The 16395-nt window shown below is 38.4% G+C and carries 10 protein-coding genes; all 10 read left to right on the forward strand.

The annotated features are described in order from the left end of the window. Positions 1 to 15: 15 nt before the first annotated feature. Positions 16 to 1812 (forward strand): sensor histidine kinase, encoded by a 1797-nt coding sequence (locus tag CVD27_RS16195; protein WP_101648932.1) that lies wholly within the window; start codon positions 16 to 18, stop codon positions 1810 to 1812. Continuing rightward, complete coding sequence (locus CVD27_RS16200; RefSeq protein WP_257984390.1) at positions 1787 to 3379, forward strand: response regulator transcription factor; 1593 nt, start codon at positions 1787 to 1789, stop codon at positions 3377 to 3379. Before CVD27_RS16195 ends, CVD27_RS16200 begins: the two co-directional genes overlap by 26 nt. A 31-nt stretch (positions 3380 to 3410) precedes the next feature. Further along, the gene (locus CVD27_RS16205; protein ID WP_101648933.1) at positions 3411 to 4742 is read left to right on the forward strand and encodes an ABC transporter substrate-binding protein; all 1332 of its coding nucleotides are present in this window, start codon (positions 3411 to 3413) and stop codon (positions 4740 to 4742) included. Positions 4743 to 4981: 239 nt separating this feature from the next. Continuing rightward, positions 4982 to 5884, forward strand: a complete 903-nt coding sequence (locus CVD27_RS16210) for an ABC transporter permease (protein WP_257984397.1) — start codon at positions 4982 to 4984, stop codon at positions 5882 to 5884. 25 nt (positions 5885 to 5909) lie between these two features. Next, positions 5910 to 6794, forward strand: a complete 885-nt coding sequence (locus tag CVD27_RS16215; protein ID WP_101648934.1) for a carbohydrate ABC transporter permease — start codon at positions 5910 to 5912, stop codon at positions 6792 to 6794. Positions 6795 to 6833: 39 nt separating this feature from the next. Further along, positions 6834 to 8468 (forward strand): ABC transporter substrate-binding protein, encoded by a 1635-nt coding sequence (locus tag CVD27_RS16220; protein WP_101648935.1) that lies wholly within the window; start codon positions 6834 to 6836, stop codon positions 8466 to 8468. A gap of 121 nt (positions 8469 to 8589) precedes the next feature. Further along, the gene (locus CVD27_RS16225; protein WP_101648936.1) at positions 8590 to 9558 is read left to right on the forward strand and encodes a carbohydrate kinase family protein; all 969 of its coding nucleotides are present in this window, start codon (positions 8590 to 8592) and stop codon (positions 9556 to 9558) included. A 19-nt stretch (positions 9559 to 9577) separates the two neighbouring features. Continuing rightward, the gene (locus CVD27_RS16230; protein ID WP_101648937.1) at positions 9578 to 11053 is read left to right on the forward strand and encodes a glycoside hydrolase family 32 protein; all 1476 of its coding nucleotides are present in this window, start codon (positions 9578 to 9580) and stop codon (positions 11051 to 11053) included. A 162-nt stretch (positions 11054 to 11215) separates the two neighbouring features. After that, positions 11216 to 12331 (forward strand): Gfo/Idh/MocA family protein, encoded by a 1116-nt coding sequence (locus CVD27_RS16235; RefSeq protein ID WP_101648938.1) that lies wholly within the window; start codon positions 11216 to 11218, stop codon positions 12329 to 12331. A 121-nt stretch (positions 12332 to 12452) separates the two neighbouring features. Then, complete coding sequence (locus CVD27_RS16240) at positions 12453 to 16190, forward strand: GH32 C-terminal domain-containing protein (RefSeq protein WP_374703079.1); 3738 nt, start codon at positions 12453 to 12455, stop codon at positions 16188 to 16190. The last annotated feature ends 205 nt before the right edge of the window (positions 16191 to 16395 follow it).

Genomic DNA, 16395 nt, shown 5'->3' on the forward strand with positions numbered 1-16395 from the left:
TTGAGGAGGACTGATATGTTTTTTTCCTTACGTAATCGTTTATTTATCGTATTTACTTGCTTATTAACGATTCCATTAATTCTATTGTCCTTTATTATTCCAAGCTGGTTTACATCCATCATTGAGGAACAGACTCAGGAATTGACAGTAGAGGCTATGGACCAATATTCACTGTTTATTGATTCTATTACAACTCAAGCGAAAGATTTAGGAAATCAGGTACTCGTAAATCAAACGACACAAAAATGGATCAAACTAGAAACCGAGAATGCCAATACACCTATCGGACAGAGGTTGTTACAGAAAAATCAACTCAAAATGCTGCTATCATCGATGATGGTTAACAATTCAAATGGGATGTCCATATCAGTTGTCTTGAATGACGGGACAGGGATTTGGGGAAATATCCCTAACATCCATCAAATAGATTGGTATCAAGACTATACTCAAAATAAGCAGCGATATATTAGGTCACATATTGACCCATTTCAGCCGACACAAGGTAATATTAATAGCTTTATTTTACCCCTCTTTGATATGAATACATTTGTCTCTTATGGGATGATTAAGGTGAATTTTCCTTCTGAATTACTTGAAACATCATTAAACAAAACGAAGATTGGAAAAAAAGGCCATGCCTATTTGATCAATCATAATGGCGAGAATATATTGCCTGGTAAGGTCCGAACTCCTAAAAAAGTCCTAAAACAAACCCTAATTAAATTAAGCGATGATAAAAATCAAAAGGGATTAATTGAAACGGAAGATCATGGAGAAAAGTATTTAGTTTTTTACCAAAAGTTGGGAGTTGGCGATTGGATTTTAATTAGTGAAGTGACCAAGTCTGAATTGTTCGCTAAAGTAACACATTTACAACGAAACCTGCTTTTAAGTAGTGCGATTGTGTTTTTTATAACAATTGCAGCTTCTTACATGATTTCTTCGAATATAGTTAGCCCGTTGGGTAAACTAGCAAAAGCAATGAGGTATATTGAAAAAGGGGATTTTTCCGGAGCCAAACGTTTTATGCCGACAATAAAATCTGCTAATAACGAAGTTGGTTATCTAATAACCGTCTTTAATCAGACCATTGATCGGCTAAAAAAGTTAATTGAAACCGAATATGAGGCGAATTTACGCAGAAAAGATGCGGAATACAAGGCTTTATTATTACAGATTAATCCTCATTTTTTAAATAATACTCTTGAAATTATTGGTGGATTAGCTGTGCAAGGGAAAAATAAACAGGTTATGGATGTAAGTGTTCACTTAGGCAGAATGATGAGATATTCGTTGAATACCCATAGTGATGTAGTTAATTTGGGAGAAGAGCTAAAGTATATCCGCAGTTACACCGAAATATTAAAGGTGAGATATGAAGAAGCGATTATAATTAATATTGAGGAAGATTTAGGGACAAGGAATCTCCCTATTATTAAATTTATTTTACAGCCGCTCGTCGAGAATGCAGTGAAATATAGTTTTATAGAAAAGACATCCGCAGAAATCTTTATTAAAACCAAACAAAGTAATCATTTCATATTTATTGTTATTGAAGATAAAGGGATTGGAATGTCTGAAGAAGTGATCTCCGATTTAATGAGTGTTGAACCGAAGAATGATAGTAATAGGGTACTTATGAGTAAAGGAAGCAGCATTGGACTTAGAAATGTAATAAGCCGTTTGAAACTTTATTACGGTTCAAATTTCTCGTATACGATTGAATCTGAAAAGAATGCAGGCACACGAATTACATTATGTATCAATGTTGATCGGGGTGATAGACATGTTGAAGGTGATCATCACAGATGACGAGATTCAAATTCGTAAAGGATTACGAATGAAAGTGAATTGGGAAGAAGAAGGGTTTCAAATTGCAGGGGAGGCATCCAATGGAGTAGAAGCACTCGAATTACTCCGTATGATGGATATCGATGTGGTTATTACGGATATGAGGATGCCAATGATGGATGGTATTGAATTAGCAAAATGCTGTCAGAAAGAGTTCCCAAACGTAAAAGTGGTTGTTTTATCGGGCTATTCTGATTTTGAATATGTAAGAGGATCGTTGAAAGAAGGGGTAAAAGACTACCTGTTGAAACCAGTTGCTCCGGATGAATTAGTAGAAGTATTGAGTAAGATTCGTAAAGAAGTGGAAGCGGAAAAGCTGATAAATGCCGAATCCTCCCGATTGCGCAGGCTTGTTCACTCCCAGCTTCAGGAGGTTCAGGAGCAATATCTGCTGTATCTAGTAAAAGAAGAATGGCTAGAGTTGAAGATGGTAACAGAAAGATTGTGTCAATTGCAGTTAGCAGAACTTATTAATGAAACCACAGAAGTACAATTTGTTACCGTGGAAATTAGAGAAGGGTCAGACAATCCGAATCGATTAAAGGAACTTTGGCTTCCCTTTCAACTGTTATGTAAGGAGATTGCGAAAGGCCATCCCAAAACCTATTCCTTCTATGACCCTAGTTACGCCAATATGATCCACTTTTTACAGATCCTCGAAATGGACAAAAGAGATCGTCCCTTAAGGTTAGTAAAGGAAATACAACAGACGGTTAAGAAACTCTTAAAATTAGAAACGGTTGTCGGTATTGGAAATGTGACTAGTGGCATGACAAATTTTAAGACAGGTTATATCTCTAGTTTACTAGCCTGGAGCCAAAGTCAACTTGGCTCAAAATCACAAGTATTGGATGGATCGAATGTACAAGAGGAAGTATTTGAGTTTTCACCAGAGATCGAAAGAAAGTTAACGAATGGAATTGAAAGTGTCAATTACGAGGCATTTAAAGAAAATATATACGTATTATTGGAAGGGAATCGACACCTCTCGATTATGTCCTTTACATTTGCTGCTAATCGAGTGTTATTTTTGTTAGGCTCACTCGGAAAAAAATATAATATGGAAACAAATGATTTTCAAAAGGTAATGTGGAATTGCCAGCAAAGTATTTGGGAGCTCAATTCGCAAAGTAAAGTAATCGAGCATCTTCTTCAATTAGCGAAGCTAATTATAGAGAAGGTACATGTAGCACGTTATTCAAACGGGAAACTAATCGTAGCTAGTGTTCAGCAATATTTGAACCAGCATTATGCAAGTGAAATTTCCCTTTCTATGCTATCAGATCTCTTCCATATTAATAGTGCACATTTATCCGAAACATTTAAAAATACAGTTGGACAGAATTTTAGTGATTATCTTGTTCAATTACGATTAGAGAAGGCCCGGCAGTTCCTGAAAGATAAACAACTTAAAATCATTGACGTAGCAAATTTAACTGGCTTTTCTAACTCGGGATATTTTAGTACCGTTTTTAAAAAGTATTTTGGACAAACCCCTGTTGAATTCCGGAATTCACTAGATTCATAAGTATTTTTTTAGCAGGAAGGGGGGAATGCAGATGAAAAAATGGTTATCTTGGATTATCTTTGTCATCATACTTATAAGTAGTTTATTATATGCACTCACTTTTTTTGATATATTCTCTAGCAGTAAAACAGAAAATGTAAAAAAACAAAAGGAAACAAACAAAAAAGTGCTGACCTTCTGGAGAAATAACGGAAACGCAGCAGAAAATAAGGCATATGAAGAATTAGTTTCTTCTTTTGAAGCAATTCATCCTTCTATTAAAGTTCGTATGAAGACGTTCCCGTATAGTGATTATGAAATAAGACTGCGAACGGAGCTTGCCACTGGAAACCCTCCTGATGTTTTGACCATTGACAGTCCAACCCTGGCTCTTTATGCCAATACTGGCTCATTATTATCGATTGATTCCTATATGAGAAAAGAGGGACATATTGAGGATATCCCTGAATCGACGTTAAAAGGAATGAGTTTTCAGGGGGACATATATCTGGCTCCACTCGTAGAATCTAGTATTGCATTGTTTTATAATAAGCGGCTTTTCAAGGAAGCGGGTATCCCTTTTCCATCAAGCGACCCGAATAAACCAATGACATGGGAGGAAGTGAGGGAGATGGCCAAAAAACTCACTAATCTCAATAAGGGAGTTTACGGGATTGATCCAGCTCAGGGTTTTAATGATGGGGAGTCTCCTGCTTATTTTAAAATGCCTCTCCTTTGGCAGTTTGGAGCAGATGTCTTAAGTCCAGATGGATCAACAGCAAGCGGGTATTTGGATTCAAAAGAAGCGTTAAAAGCCCTGCAATTTTATCAAGATTTATATTATAAAGATAAAGTTGCCGCTTTTGAATTGCCGCCAGACCCATTTGTATCGGGGAAACTCGCAATGACTGTTCTAGGATCTTGGACATTAAAAGAACTTGAAAATAGTTCGAAACTTAAGTTTGGAGAAGATATTGGTGTTGCCCCTTTGCCAAGAGAAAAGGATCAGGTCGTTCCCAATGGAGGATGGGCGCTCGGAATCTCTTCCAGAACAAAAAACTCAAAGGAAGCTTGGGAGTTTATTAAATATGTTACTAGTTATGAGGGGATAAAAAAATATGTTAACGAAACAGGGGATATACCTGCCAGGTACTCTGTTGCTAAAAACTTTCCTGAATTTAATCAATATCCTAAAAATATCTTTTTGGAACAGGCACAAAAATATTCGAAAAACCGCCCTGTTACCCCGGCTTACCCTGTGATTAGTGATGCCATAAAGACCTTATTTGAAGAAGTTGGGCTAGGTGGATATGAAGTTGGAGCTTCTGCAGAAGAAGCGGTGGAGAAGATTAACGCTAGTTTAAAACAAATACAGAACCAATAAAAGGTGGTCCTCTAGTTCAAAACTAGAGGATTTTTTATTTAGTAGAAGTGTAAACGATTTCAAAGTGCCGAAAATATTAAACACTCTTATCCGAAAATATTGAAATATTCCTTTCATCCACTTTGTTAAAGTAAAGCCAGAAGCAATTAACAAAGAGAGGAGGAATTAATGTGGAACAGGTATACCAAAAACTAGAGAATGGTCCAAACGAGGTCAGTCAAGCAAAAGTGGGCACAAAGATTTCGAGGAATCTAAAGTATATAAAGAATAATTATCAATTATATCTTCTTATTCTTCCGGCCTTGATCCTGCTGCTCATTTTTAAATACGTGCCTATGTATGGTGCCATTATTGCCTTCAAGGACTTTAATCCATTGCAAGGAATCATGGGAAGTCCATGGATTGGGCTGAAGAATTTTGAGAAGTTTATGAGCACACCAGATTTTGTAAATCTTTTAAAGAACACCTTACAACTAAGTGCCTATGGATTAATCTTTGGTTTTCCCGTACCTATAATTCTAGCACTAATGATTCATCGGATTAAAAGAGTGGCAATCAAGAAAAATATTCAATTAATTTTATATGCACCCAATTTTATTTCAGTAGTCGTTGTAGTCGGGATTGTTTTTATTTTTCTATCTCCGGTGGGACCTATTAACCGTTTAATTTCTTTTTTTGGCGGTGACAATATCTCCTTTATGACAGAACCTGGGTACTTCAGGTCGATTTATATCATAAGTGATATTTGGCAGTTTGCCGGATGGGCATCAGTGGTTTACTTAGCTGCCCTTTCCAATGTCAGCCAAGACCTCATTGATGCTGCCAAAATAGATGGAGCGAATATTTTACAACAAATATTCCATATCGATTTGCCAACGATTAAACCGATTATGGTGATTCAATTTATTTTAGCTGCTGGAAATATTATGAGTCTTGGTTTTGAAAAAGCCTATTTATTACAAACATCGATGAACCTTCCAACATCTGAAATACTGCCTACTTATGTATATAAAATTGGTTTGCAAATGGGCGATTATGGTTACTCAACGGCCATCGGGCTTTTCAATGCTGTGATTAATATCATTTTATTGATCAGTGTGAATCAAATCGTCAAACGGTTAAACGAAGGAGAAGGTCTATAAATCTACTAGAGTGGAGGTGAGAGGAATGTTCAAACATCAAACGAGGGCAGATAAGGTGATATTAACGACAAATGGGATAATCATGACACTAATCGTCTTTGCTATTTTAATCCCATTAATTTATGTCATTATGGCATCGTTTACAGACCCAGCTACATTATTAAACAGTGGGATTACTCTTAATCCAGCTAAATGGACACTCCAGGGATATTCACGGGTGTTTAAAGATGGATCCTTATTAACAGGCTTTCGGAATTCACTTTTTTATTCGACTGCTTTTTCGATTATTTCCGTTACGATCACGTTGTTCGCGGCTTATCCATTATCGAGGAAGGATTTTGTCGGCAGAAAAGTGATTATGACCCTCTTTATTATTACCATGTTTTTTGGCGGGGGATTAATTCCAACCTATTTGCTAGTCAAAAATTTAAATATGCTAGATACCATTTGGGCCATTCTATTACCAGGTGCGGTCAATGTATGGAACATTATTTTAGCAAGAGCCTACTTTCAAGGCATTCCTAATGAATTACGGGAAGCAGCGATTGTGGACGGAACAACGGACATCCAGTTTTTCTTTAAAATCCTGCTTCCATTAAGTAAACCCATCATTGCCGTTTTAGTATTATACCAATTTGTGGCACAGTGGAATTCCTACTTTGACGCCATGATCTATTTAAAAAGTGAGAATTTGCAGCCCTTGCAAATTGTTCTTCGATCCATCCTTGTTCAAATGCAGCCAAGACCGGGAATGATTCAGGATGCACAAAATACAGCCCAGCTCCAGCAAATGGCGGAAATGGTTAAGTATTCAAGTATTGTAATTTCAAGTTTGCCGCTTATTATTATCTATCCATTCTTCCAAAAATACTTTGAAAAAGGAGTCATGGTGGGTTCAATTAAGGGGTAAAAAATGTATTTTTAAACTAATAAATGGGGGGAAGGAATTATGAAGAAAAAGTATAAAATGAATTTTTTAGTAACAGCAGCACTGGTTACAAGTTTACTAGCTTCAGGTTGTTCGAATTCAGCCAGTTCGAAAAAAGAGGCAGATGGGGCCAATTCATCACCAAAGTATGAATTGAAAAATATCAATTTTCCATTAGACAAAAAGGTAACCTTAAAGTTTTTAACACAAAGCTCCCCAATTGCGCCAAAGGATCCAAATGATAAATTAATCTGGCAAAGAGTAGAAAAGGATACAAATGTTCATATTGATTGGACGAATTATCCTTGGGAACAATTTGGAGATAAAAGGAATTTGGAACTTGCCAGCGGCGACCTGCCGGATGCTGTGTTTCACGCGGGCTTAAGTGATAACGATATTTTGCGATATGCCAAACAAGGAGTGATTGTTCCTGTTGAAGATTTAATTGATAAAGATATGCCAAATTTCAAGAAAGTCCTGGATACACGTCCTGAATATAAGAAATTAATCACTGCGTCAGATGGACATATCTATTCTTTCCCATGGATTGAGGAACTCGGAAGTGGAAAAGAAGCTATTCAAGCATTAGACGACATACCTTGGATCAATAAGAAATGGTTAGATGAGCTAGGACTGAAAATGCCGACAACCACTGATGAGTTAGAAAAGGTACTGATTGCCTTTAAAGAAAAGAAACCAGAGGGAAAAAATGATGTCATCCCGATGTCTTTCATGATTAACCATGGTGGTGAAGATCCGGCCATGCTTCTAGGAGCTTTTGGCCAAGGTGATAACTATGATCATTATGTTGTTTCAGAAGATAAGAAAGTGGTCTATACAGCAAACCAAGATGGCTATAAAAAAGGAATTCAATGGCTTCACCAGTTGCAGCAGAAAGGTTTAATTGATAAGGAGGCCTTTACGCAAGACTGGAATACGTATGTGGCAAAGGGGAAGAACGGCCGTTACGGATTATACTTTACTTGGGATCGAGCTAATATTTCTGGTAATAATGAAGATTACGTTCCACTTCCTCCATTAAAAGGACCGGATGGACAGGTCAATGTTGCGCGTACCAATGGTTATGGATTTGATAGAGGCAGAATGGTTATTACAAGTGCAAACAAAAACCTTGAATTAACGGCAAAATGGATTGATAAGGCATACGAACCAATTCAATCTGTACAAAATAACTGGGGTACTTATGGAGATAAGAAACAACAAAATATATTTGAACTTACCAGCAATGGTTCTTTAAAACATTTACCGCTTGGATCCACTTCACCTTGGGATTTAAGGCAAAAAACAAATGTTGATGGGCCTTTGGCAGTTCTAGACAGCTACTATGGAACAGTAACAACCATGCCAGATGATGCTGCTTGGAGACTTGATATCTTGCATAAAATATATGTTCCTTCTATGAAAGCAACCTATAATTATCCTCCGATTTTCTTAGATAAAGAGGATCAAGATCAATTAACACAACTGGAGACAGTGGTAAAACCATATGTTGAAAGAAAGAAAGCAGAATGGATCTTAAAAGGCGGTATTGAAAAACAATGGGACGATTATTTAAAACAATTAGATAAAAACGGTCTTCCTAAACTACTAGATATTAAACAAAAAGCTTTAGATAAATATAATGCTGGGGAATAAGTTAGTAAGCTATTAAATAAGAGAGTGACCAACAAGCCGAAACAGAATTTCGTTTCTGTTCGGCTTATTTCTTCATGGAAAAGCAGATTTTCATACCGCTAGAAAGTTAGGTGAGTGAGATATGTATGATGTTGTAGCATTAGGTGAAGTATTGATTGATTTTACACCGGCAGGGATTTCAGAAAATGGAGAAGTTCGGTTTGAAAGAAATCCAGGAGGAGCCCCGGCAAATGTTCTTGCAGCGCTAGCTAAGTTAGGAAAGAAAACCGCGTTTATAGGTAAAGTAGGTAATGACCAGTTTGGCCATTATTTACATTCAGTATTACGTTGGAATAACATCGACACAAAGGGCGTTGTATTTTCGAATGAGTCCAATACTACACTAGCTTTTGTTCATCTAGATGACCAAGGGGATCGTTCTTTCAGTTTTTACCGTAATCCTGGGGCAGATAGGATGCTAAAGGAGCAAGAAGTCGATCTAGAGTTATTAAACCATACGCGTATCTTCCACTTTGGAACGATATCAATGACGCATGAACCTACTGCATCTGCCACTTTAAAGGCGATTACTTATGCGAAAGAAAAGGGTCATCTCATCTCCTTTGATCCTAATTTAAGAGTGAAACTTTGGGAGAATTTGAGTTATGCAAAGGCTATGTTTAATGTAGGTTTACGATATGCCAATGTCTTAAAACTATCTGAAGAAGAGCTTGAATTTATCTCTGGCTCGAAAGACCCTCATACGGGAACGGCTTATATTTTTAATCAATACCATACTGAATTAATCTTCGTTACGATGGGGGCTGAAGGCTGCTTTTATCGACTAGGAGAAAAAGTAGGAAAATGCAGCGGGTATAAGGTGGAGTCAATCGATACAACAGGTGCAGGCGATGCCTTCTTAGCGGGCATCCTTTATCAAATACTTGAGAACAAGCGTTTGATATCTAATTTGAGTTTGGACGATGTAGAACAAATGGTATTATTTGCAAATGCAATGGGTGCCTTAGTAACAATGAAAAAAGGGGCGATCCCGGCAATGCCATCAGTGGAAGATATTATAGCGCTAAGAGACAGCCAAGTGCTAATGTGAAAAGGAGAATTGAACCATAATGAACAAAATTAATGTGAATGAAAAGTTTCGTCCGCAGTATCACTTCACACCGGAATCCAACTGGATGAATGATCCAAATGGAATGGTCTATTATGCAGGGGAGTACCATTTGTTTTTTCAGCATCATCCTTATGGAACGACCTGGGGTCCCATGCATTGGGGACATGCTGTAAGTAAGGATTTAATTCATTGGGAACACCTTCCCATCGCCTTGGCACCTGATGAGCATGGTGATATATTTTCTGGCAGTGTGGTGGTCGATTGGAATGATTCAACAGGCTTTTTTCAAGGTGCTTCTGGGCTAGTTGCGATTTTTACCCATGCTGACCAATACCCGGATTCGGACCTTCCAAGACAGAGACAAAGTCTTGCCTATAGTACAGATCAGGGACGTACTTGGATTAAATATGAAGGAAATCCTGTCTTAGCAGAAGAATCAATCATTGATTTTCGTGATCCGAAAGTATTTTGGCATGAAGAAACCAATCAATGGATTATGATTCTTGCTGCAGGGGACCATGTAAGGTTTTATACTTCACACAACCTAAAGTCATGGGAATTTGCAAGTGAATTCGGAGCTCAATCAGGGTCCCATGCTGGAGTCTGGGAGTGTCCTGACATCTTTAAAATATCAGTTGATGAAAATGAAGATACGGAAAAATGGGTGATGATTGTAAGTATTGGTAATGATTCTGCTTATGTCGAGGGTTCAAGAACACAGTACTTTATAGGTGACTTTGACGGTTTCTCGTTTACTAATGATAACCCTGATGACACAGTACTTTGGCTTGACCATGGTAGAGATAATTATGCAGGTGTTACATGGTCAGATATCTCCAATGAAGATGGCCGGCGAATCTTTATTGGCTGGATGAGTAATTGGAAATATGCGAATGAAACACCGACCATTGGGTGGAGAAGTGCGATGACATTGCCGCGGGAATTAACATTAAAAGAAACCTCTGAGGGCGTTAGACTTATTCAAACTCCGGTGACTGAGCTTGAAAAAATCAGACGGGAAAAACGGTCATGGGATCAGTTCATCATTGAACCAGGGAAAAATGTATCAATTGACGTTTCTGGAGAACAGTCAGAAATTATAGCTGAATTTGAACTTCAGTCAGCAACAGAATTTGGTATTAAAATTCGAAAATCTGAATCTGAGGAAACCATTATCGGATATGATGCTGTAAATGAATTCCTATTTGTTAATCGTAATAACTCAGGAGTTACTGAGTTTAACGAATATTTTCCTTGCATGCATGGATCTTCATTAAAGACAGAGAATAATCTACTTAAACTGCACATTTTTGTTGATAGTTCCTCCGTCGAGATTTTTGCGAACAATGGCCAAGTGGTGATCACGGATTTAATCTTCCCTGATCCTAAAAGTACAGGAATTGAATTATATACAACAAATAAGAAAGTTAAATTAGCCTCGTTAGTTATCGTTCAATTGGCTTCGATTTTTTAATGACTACATCCAGTCTTGTTTTTTCTGATAACTGCTGAAGTTAATTGTTATGTCAAATTTAATGTAAATGAAATATTTGAGTTAGGGCAGATTACAACCTGAGTGATCCTGCCCTTTTTCAGCCATTAATTGAGTTTAAAACACTTAATAGGAGGGCTTTTCATGCAATTAGGCTTTATTGGATGTGGGGTTATTTCAACTGAACATGTTGAAGGATTAGCGGAGTTAAAGAGCAGCGGGCTGGAAACATTTGAATTGTCAGCAGTCTGTGATATTCAGTTTGAAAGAGCGGCAAATTTTGCTTTAGAGGTTGAAAAACGGTTAGGTAAACGCCCTGCTGTATATTCTGATTATCGTGTGATGTTAGAAATAGAACAATTAGATGCCGTTTCTATTTTGGTTAATCATGATTTGCATCATTCAGTAGCTGAAGATTGCTTTGCTGCGGGAGTAAATGTGCAAATGCAAAAACCGTTAGCAATTTCCCCTTCTTTTGGTCAGAAAATGATTTCTGATGCCAAAAAGTATAATCGTGTTCTAACAGTTTCAGAACCAAGTGTGTTAGGTGCAGCAAATGTTGCGATGGTCAATGCTGTAAAAGATGGAATAATTGGTTCTGTTTTTTTAATCATGGATTATGCGACAGTTTCTTTAAATCGAGGATTTTTCGCTGGTACTCCGTGGAGGCATATGAAGGGGAAGGCCGGGGCTGGCTGGATTAATGATCATGGTGTACACCGAACACACTTCTTTACTGAAATTAATGGTGCGATTGATGAGGTTTTTGCCTATACAGAAATTTTTGAAAAAGAATTAAGTAATGGTGAGTTGACAATTAAACCTACTGGAGAAGATACTGCCGTTACTGTATTTAAATTTAATAATGGGGGACTTGGACATTGGATGTGTGCCACATCGGCTCATGGTGAAAGAACCGGAGGTGTGTGGATTTATGGGAATAAAGGATGTCTTCGTCCGGGACAGCATGTAACACTTGATGATGGAAGAAGAATTTTGATACCAGAGTTAATAGAAAAATATGCATCGGATATTATTAAACATCCATTTGGCCATTCCTATGTGGAATTATGGGATGCGATAGTTAAAAATAAGACACCTATTTCTAGTGCTCAAAGAGGCTTAGAAGCATTAGGCGTTGTATTTGCTGCACTAGAATCGGCAACAATTGGCCAGCCAGTCAAAGTTAACGACATCCTAAATGGTAAAAAGCACAAGTATGAAGATACAGTTTTTGATGAGATGGAATCAAATAAGTGAATTTATAATCGAGCTCTAATAAAGATATGAATCTAGTAATTGATGTAATTGGAAGAGAGGGCAAAGGATGAAATCGACTTTGAAAAAATGGACTTTTGTATTTTTGTCAATCGTGCTTATCATGGCTGCAATGGGAACGATATTTACTCATCCTACGACAGGCAAGGCAACTGAATCGACAGAAACCGGGGAGGGTTCAACTATTATTGAAAACACAACCAAAGCAAATACGAATTTAACAGACTGGCAAGTGAAAGGGAAAGGCACATTAGAAGACACAGAACAGGGACTTTTGCTCACTTCGGAACCTAAAGGGAATGTTATGGCGATATCGGGTGTAATATCAGAAGATTTTATTTTTGAAGCCGATGTAAAAATCATCGACAAGAACGCAGACGCCACATTAGTGTTCCGGTCAAATGAAGATGGGTGGGACTCGTACATGCTGCAAATCGTGCCAAATGCGGGGATTATTCGTCTTCGTGATGCTCGTGATGAGTCGAGATTAAAAGTCGAACACCTAGTGAACCTGCAAGAAGGAGGGATCTATCATCTGATGGTAAAGGCGGTTGGTGATCATCTCCAAGTTTATTGGGGGGATCATTATGCTCCTGTCATTGATGTTCATAACGATTTATACAAGAAGGGGTTACTAGGTCTTTACGTATGGGATGGATCTGCCTTATTCCAAAATGTAAGCGTTAGCAAATTATCTAGCAATCTAGTCTCTTCTCAATATAAGGAAGGAAGCTGGGAACCAAACATCAAAGGGTTGAAGGGAATTGCCGTTGATGGGGGGGAAGCCAAGCAAATATATAATAAGAGTGAAAGCGACTTTGTTCTTGAAGGAAATATATCATTTGACCAAGATCTAGCGAAAGCTGGCCTTTTATTTCGCACAAATGAGCAAGGAACTACGGGTTATCAAGCGGTACTTATCAAAGAAGGAAACTCGGTCAAAGCTCAATTGGAGAAAGCGGACGGTACTGTACTTAAAACATCAGACCGCATTTATAAAACTCAAGAAGGTAGCATACACCATCTAGAAATTATCACAAACGGCAATCAAATGGAACTTTATGTTGATGGGTATACGGATGCAGCTGTAAAAGTGACGGATACGAGTTACAGTACTGGACTTGCCGGTTTTATCGTTAAATCAGGTACTGCTTACTTTCAAGATGTTTATGTTGTTCCATTATCCAGTTATTATGAAGAAAAATATAGACCGGATTATCATTATACCCCAGCTCGAGGATCTGTAAGTGATCCGAATGGACTCGTCTATTTTGAAGGTGAGTATCATTTGTTCCATCAGGATGGAGGAACTTGGGCTCATGCAGTAAGTAAAGATTTGGTAAATTGGAAGCGACTTCCTATTGCGTTACCATGGAATGATTATGGACATGTATGGTCTGGTTCTGCCATAGCAGATGTAACAAATGCCTCCGGTTTATTCACTCATGCTGGTGGTAAAGGGCTCATTGCCTACTATACTTCATTTAACCCAGATGGACCGAATGGTAATCAGCGGGTTGGTCTTGCCTATAGTACCGATCAAGGGCGTACCTGGAAATATTCAACAGAGCACCCCATCGTTATCGAGAATCCGGGTAAGAATGGTGACGATCTGGGCGGATGGGATTTCCGTGATCCAAAGGTGGTCCGAGATGAGACGAACAATCGGTGGATTATGGTTGTATCTGGAGGAGATCACATTCGTTTCTTTACTTCAACTAACTTAATAGATTGGAAGCTTACGGATAATTTTGGTTATGGTAATTATGTTCGCGGCGGTGTATGGGAATGCCCTGATCTTTTCGAACTTCCGATAGACGGTACAGGGGAGAAGAAATGGGTTCTGATGATCAGTACAGGAGCCAATCCGAAGACACAAGGATCAGATGCGGAATATTTTATTGGCAATCTGACAGCGGAGGGTAAATTTATCAATGATAATCCAGCAGGTACTGTGCTAAAAGCGGATTACGGAAAAGAGTTCTATGCGTCGACGTCCTTCGCCAATATGCCGGATAACCGCCGTGTGATGTTAGCGTGGATGACCAACTGGGATTATCCATTTGCTTTCCCAACGACGGGCTGGAAGGGAGAACTGACCATTCCAAGAGAAGTAAGATTGGTGAATACAAGTGATGGACTGAGACTTGCACAGGCTCCGATTAAGGAACTTCAGACTATTCGCAGTACCATATTTCAGGCGCAAAATAAGGCAGTCAACCCAACCAATGCTTCCAGCTTGATGAAGGGAATTTATTCAGGTGCTTTTGAAATAGAAGCGGAGATCGAAATTCCTGAGGACAGCAAAACAACTGAATTTGGATTTCATGTTCGCGAAGGGGCTGGCCAAAAAACAGTTGTTGGCTACAAAACAGAGGACAATCTATTATTTGTGGATCGTGCTGAGTCAGGAGAGACTGATTTCTCCAGCCTTTTTTCTACTTTACATGAAGCACCTTTAAAACCAAATAATAAACGTATCAAACTGAATCTATTTGTAGATAATTCTTCGATCGAGGTATTTGCTAATGATGGAAAAGTAGTTTTTTCTGATGTCATTTTCCCTGATCCATCAAGTCGCAGCATGAACTTCTACACAAAGGGTGGAGAGGTGAAGGTTGTATCTTTAAACGTACACTCGTTATCCAATACTTGGAACCCATACGTTGATGAGGGTACGAGTATTGTCATGGATTCAAATCAAAGAGAGATGAATATCGGTGATTCTCTCACTTTATTTGCGTCTGTGAAAAACGGAAAAGGAAAGGGAACTCAGCCAATCGAGTGGAAATCGAGTAATCCGAATGTAGTGAGGGTTGCCTCCACAGCTGACTCCAAAGCCGAACTTAAAGCGGGAAGCAAAGGCGAAGCGATTATTACCGCCTCTGAACCAAATGGAAAGGCTTCTGCAAGTGTTGTGGTAAGAGTGTATGATGGTGAATTCTATACGAATCTAACAGGATGGAAATCCGATCTTTCAGCCTCCCACTGGACCGTTACCGAAAATGGAATTCGTGGTACGTATACAAGTGATGCAAACTATGTGGCAAAGGAAGCAGCGGGAGACTTTACGTATGAAACAGATATGATGCTGGGACAATCAGGAGGAGCAGGTTCTATTCTTTTCCGGGCAAGTGAAGATGGCAGAAGCGGTTATTACTTTAATCTTGATCCGAATATGAAATTGTTCCGTCTTTTTTACAAGATTGACGGCCGCTTTGAGGACCGTATGGTTATTGCAAAAGTGCCATCCTTTATTCAACCAGGGAAGACGTATAAAGTAAAAATAGAAGCGAAAGGTCCTCACATCCAGATTCATGTAGATGGACAGAAAATTATCGATTTACAGGATGGGACCTTTGCAGAAGGACATTTTGGGTTAAATGTATTTGGAGGCCAAGCGTCCTATCAGAATGTGAATGTCAGCAATCTGTCTTTGGCTGATTTAACCGTTACAAGCTTTACAAATAAAGCATTAGGCAAAGCGCTTTATACAGCTAAGTCAGAGAACGGTGAGCCTGTGACAATAATTGATGCTGCCAAAGCTGTAAACTGGACTTTAGTACCAACAGGTGACGAATACGGTTCTTATTCGATACGTACTGAGGGCGGGAAAGCACTTGACCTGGATACAGGGCAAAATAAAATTCAGCTCTATAACTATCTTGGCTATAACAATCAGCGCTGGATTCTTACAAAAAATGAAAATGGTACGGTAACAATTACATCTGTTCATAACGGGAAGGCACTTGAAATATCAGAAGAGGGTATTTTGACACTAAACGATGGGAATCCAGATTTAGAGCGGCAGCAGTGGACCCTTTCATCTGAATTAAGATAAGTTGCAAAAGAAAAGCATTGCAGTGCCTATCGGACAGGAATGCTTTTTCTTTTGTGTCGAGGGGCAGCTTATGATAAAAATAGCAAAATAGTATATGTTTTCATTAGATGGTCTATGTTTTATCACTTATATACGATATAAGATAGGTTTATGAATTTTAAGCGTTTTCTTTTCGGGGGATAAATTTTGAAAATTGGGTGGGAGG

This window comes from Neobacillus cucumis (assembly GCF_002860255.1).
GTDB classification, from domain to species: domain Bacteria; phylum Bacillota; class Bacilli; order Bacillales; family Cytobacillaceae; genus Neobacillus; species Neobacillus cucumis_A.

What these genes read in the sequence shown, in the direction of transcription:
- CVD27_RS16195 (WP_101648932.1), top strand. Translation starts at nt 16, where the DNA reads ATGTTTTTTTCCTTACGTAATCGTTTATTTATCGTATTTACTTGCTTA.
- CVD27_RS16200 (WP_257984390.1), top strand. Translation starts at nt 1,787, where the DNA reads ATGTTGAAGGTGATCATCACAGATGACGAGATTCAAATTCGTAAAGGA.
- CVD27_RS16205 (WP_101648933.1), top strand. Translation starts at nt 3,411, where the DNA reads ATGAAAAAATGGTTATCTTGGATTATCTTTGTCATCATACTTATAAGT.
- CVD27_RS16215 (WP_101648934.1), top strand. Translation starts at nt 5,910, where the DNA reads ATGTTCAAACATCAAACGAGGGCAGATAAGGTGATATTAACGACAAAT.
- CVD27_RS16220 (WP_101648935.1), top strand. Translation starts at nt 6,834, where the DNA reads ATGAAGAAAAAGTATAAAATGAATTTTTTAGTAACAGCAGCACTGGTT.
- CVD27_RS16225 (WP_101648936.1), top strand. Translation starts at nt 8,590, where the DNA reads ATGTATGATGTTGTAGCATTAGGTGAAGTATTGATTGATTTTACACCG.
- CVD27_RS16230 (WP_101648937.1), top strand. Translation starts at nt 9,578, where the DNA reads ATGAACAAAATTAATGTGAATGAAAAGTTTCGTCCGCAGTATCACTTC.
- CVD27_RS16235 (WP_101648938.1), top strand. Translation starts at nt 11,216, where the DNA reads ATGCAATTAGGCTTTATTGGATGTGGGGTTATTTCAACTGAACATGTT.
- CVD27_RS16240 (WP_374703079.1), top strand. Translation starts at nt 12,453, where the DNA reads ATGGCTGCAATGGGAACGATATTTACTCATCCTACGACAGGCAAGGCA.